Origin of the sequence: Rurimicrobium arvi (genome assembly GCF_039540495.1) — a bacterium.
In the GTDB taxonomy this organism is placed as follows: domain Bacteria; phylum Bacteroidota; class Bacteroidia; order Chitinophagales; family Chitinophagaceae; genus Rurimicrobium; species Rurimicrobium arvi.
Map to the genome: position 1 here is coordinate 1 of NZ_BAABEZ010000005.1, position 3,720 is coordinate 3,720.

Here is a 3,720-nt window from a genome sequence, read left to right on the forward strand (position 1 = left end):
CCGCACCGGTGAAGGTATCGGTTGGCGCATTGGATCTTCCTTATGTGGAAACATTTGAAACGGGAGTGGAAGGGGTGAACATGCCATGTGCTGCAGTTGCGGGCACCTGGAGTTCTTCTATCCAGTACTGGTACCTGCGTTCGGGTGCTTATTCCACTTCTTATCCTGGTGTTACAAACCATACACCGGGCGGTAACAAATACATTTTCTCCGGATACTACAATGGTCCTTACTACGGAAGCGGTGAGAACTACTTCTGGTTTACGCCGGCATTGAAAATGACAGCTGGCAAAGGATACAGCGTAGGCTTCTGGTTCAACGGTGCCGGTTATTCTACCGGAACCAACGGGCTGAAAGTAGGCATCTATGCAGGTACTACCCAGTCTGCAACAGGTATGACCATCCGTGCAGGTGGTATTGATTCTGTGGTGGATGCTTCTGCTGCTACTTACAGGCAGATGGTTCGTGGTTTTGTGGCTCCTACTACGGGTAACTACTATGTAGGTATCAAAACGGTTCATACCGGTTACAACTATCCCGGTATCCCGATCGATGATATCAACGTGACGCAATTAACTGATTGTAACAGCAAGCCTGTGGCCGGAACTCCGGACGCAACGCCGTCATTGATATGTTCTTCAGGAACTACTGTTTTACGCCTTACCGGAACATCAGTTGCTTCAGGTATCACTTATAAATGGTATGAGTCTACTTCAGCTACCGGTCCGTGGACTGCGAGCTCTACCGGAACAGGTTTTGCTGCCGGCGATTACACCACTGCAACACTTACAAGCACTAAATACTATCGTTGCGTTGTAGGTTGTTCTATCACAGGATTGTATGATACATCTGCTGTAGTAGCAGTGAGTGTGGGTGGTGTAACACCTCCTTACCGTGAAGATTTCGAAAAAGTAACTCCTGGATCGAATGCCGTTTGTGCTTCTTACAGCAGCACCTGGAGTACAGCTACATCTACCACTTACTGGACTACCAAAGGATTCAGCTATACGGCTTATGGTGTGGTTCATGGCAACCATACTCCGGGTGGTAGCAACTACCTGTGGGGTGGATACTACTTCGGTTATTCTCCGGCTGCGGGCGCAATGTGGTTCACTCCGGCTATTAAACTGACCAAAGATTCTACTTACGAATTCTCGTTCTGGTACCAGGGTCCGGGCTACTACTATTACAACTCCGGTGTGGAACTGGGTATGTGGTATGGTACGGCTCAGACGGAAGCTGCGATGACCACTTCCATCAGATCTCTGTGGGCTGACAAACGCAGCACTTATCGCCAGCTGGTAGGTCGCTTCAAGTCAATCGGTACGGGTAACTACTACATGGGTATCCGTGTACGCCACCTGTATTCTACCTACTCTTACTATGGTACGTCCATCGACGACATCGCACTGGATCAACTTACTCCTTGCACCGGTGTTCCAACTGCCGGCAATACCTGGGCTAAACCTGGTATGCTGTGCTCTTCAGGAACAACCGTACTGGATATGGATCTGACAGGCGTGACCAAAGCTTCCGGACTTACATATCGCTGGGAGTACACAACTTCTGATCCTACAACCGGTCCGTTTATCGCAACCGGCTCCAGTGCTGTACTGACTGCACCTACGTTCACATCTCCGACACTGACCCAGACTACCTGGTTCCGTTGTATCGTGAAATGCAGCAACACTGGAGATTCTACAATTTCCGCTGTGAATAAAGTGGATGTAACGACTGTTACACCTCCATACTTCCAGGATTTTGAAACGGTAGATCAGGGATCAAATGCTCCTTGTGCATCGAATACTTACACATTCTCTTCTTCCAGCTTTATTTACTGGAACGTTCTGCGGGTACCGATCTCTACATCTTACCCTGCTATCGACAACCATACGCCTAATGGTACTGCATTCCTGATGGCAGGTTATTACCTCGGTACTTACTATTCCGGTGCGGCACAATGGTGGTTTACACCAGCTATCAAAATGACCGGCGGACAACTGTACTACATGTCCTTCTGGTACAACGGTAGCGCTTACTCGGGAGGTAAAACGGATATCGCAGCAGCATATGGTACAAGTAATACCGCTGCCGGTATGACCACCACTATCGGAACACCGCTTACAGGTGTGAATACATCTATGTGGCAGAAATATGATGGCCGTTTTACACCGGCTACATCAGGTAACTATTATGTAGGTATTAAAGTAAGCCACACAACGTATGCCTATCCGGGTATGGCAATTGATGACATCGGCGTGCAAATGGTACCGCCATGTTCTTCGACTGTTGTTGCCGGTACGATCAAATCCAATCCTGCACACATCTGTTCTATGGGCGGAAGCGCGGTGCTGGATCTCGACGGAAGTACACTGGCTACCGGTCTTACGTATGAGTGGTTCTCTTCCAACAGTCCGCTCGGACCATGGGTAACTACCGGTGGAACAACGCTCCCTTATACTACGGATCCTTTGCCATCCACTACCTACTTCAAGTGTGTCGTTAAATGTACCGCTTCCGGTAAAGCTGATACCACTGCTGCCTTCAAAATGGGCGTAGGCGGAAAAGATCTGCCTTACATCGAAGATTTCGAAACTACACCTGCAGGTACCAAACCTCTGTGTAGCGACGCAACAACATGGGGTACTTATTACTATGACGGATGGAACGTATATGCAGGTACTTATACCGGTTCTTATACCAACCATACTCCCGGCGGTAAAATGCACCTGATCGGTGGTTACTACCTCGGTTACACTACTTATTCTCCGACATACACTACTGTAACGGATGATAACTATTGGTGGACTCCGGGATTGAATCTCCGCAGCGGCTATAAATACAAACTCAACTTCTGGTACGTGGGCGCATCAGGCGGTTATGTAAACCAAATGGGCGTTTACTATGGTAAATCCCAGTCTGTAGGTGCGATGACCGGAACAATCTTCCCGCTGCGCAGCGTGACTAATACTGCTTACTCACTTGCAGACACTGCGTTTACAGTTCCTTCAAGCGGCGTGTACTACCTTGGTTTCAAAAAGACAACAAACCGTACATATAACTACTACGGTGTTGCATTTGATGACATCAACCTGAACTACGCTCCTTGTGATGGTAAACCTTACGCAGGTACGATCTCCGGCTCTATTCCTTCCGGAACAGGTAAATGTCTGGGTACTTATGCGAAAATGACAGATATCGGAGCTTCCGTAAGTCTCGTTCCTGGTATCAGGTATCAATGGTATCGACGTAACCTGTCTTTGCCAACAGCAACCTGGTCCGGCGTGGTAGGAGCTACAGATACGATTCTGGCTTCAGATACATTGATCGGCTATGAATATAAGCTGGCTGTTATTTGTCGCAATACAAACGACACCGTTTATTCTCCTGCTTATCAACTGCCCCAACTGACGCCACATCCGCCTGTTACGATCAGTCCGTCGACGTCCCCGATCACTTTCTGTGTTGGCGATACGGTTAAATTCAACGCTACCAATTACACAGGTGCGGTGTACGACTGGATGCGTGACAGCGTAGTGGTGCCCGGCTGGAAATTCAGCGATATGGGTGCTGTTGATCCCGGAACGTACATGGTTAAAGTAACGTCAGCGTTGTCACCCTGTCCTGCTTACAGTAACAAGGTGAAACTGGTTGCAAACGATCCTGGTTATACGGTTACGATCACGAAACCGGCAGACAGCATTCTTTGTGCAGGCTCTT

General features: G+C 48.5%; 1 protein-coding gene. It reads left to right on the forward strand.

Annotated elements, in window-relative coordinates:
• Positions 1 to 3,720: hypothetical protein (locus ABD846_RS04670; protein ID WP_344823171.1), on the forward strand; the 3,720-nt coding region annotated here is incomplete at both ends.